The sequence below is a fragment of the Pseudoalteromonas sp. CR1 genome (genome assembly GCF_019392235.1).
Classification (GTDB): domain Bacteria; phylum Pseudomonadota; class Gammaproteobacteria; order Enterobacterales; family Alteromonadaceae; genus Pseudoalteromonas.
The window spans coordinates 1-252 of the sequence record NZ_JAHXRM010000447.1; the positions used below are offsets into that span (position 1 = coordinate 1).

Here is a 252-nt window from a genome sequence, read left to right on the forward strand (position 1 = left end):
TGCAGTTATCAAAGTACGTCGCTGTTCATTTTTTCTTTCAAAAAACTTTCCTAATGACTCTGCTACTTTAACTAATGTGCCTGTTTCTTCACCAATTTTTAAACTGTAATATTCATATTCTGTAAATGAACGATGAGCTTTAATTGCCTTAGAAAGGCTACTTCCATTAATAATAGCATCTTGTAGATTCTCTAAAATTGATTTTATAGCTGCTTTGTTTTCAGACTCAATTTGAATGGCCAATGCATTTTT

Annotated in this window: 1 protein-coding gene; it reads right to left on the minus strand. The window is 31.0% G+C overall.

Annotated features, from left to right (window positions below):
* Positions 1-252, minus strand: a 252-nt coding sequence (locus KZZ04_RS20095; protein ID WP_219424020.1) for a type II secretion system F family protein, incomplete at both ends; no start/stop codon positions are given.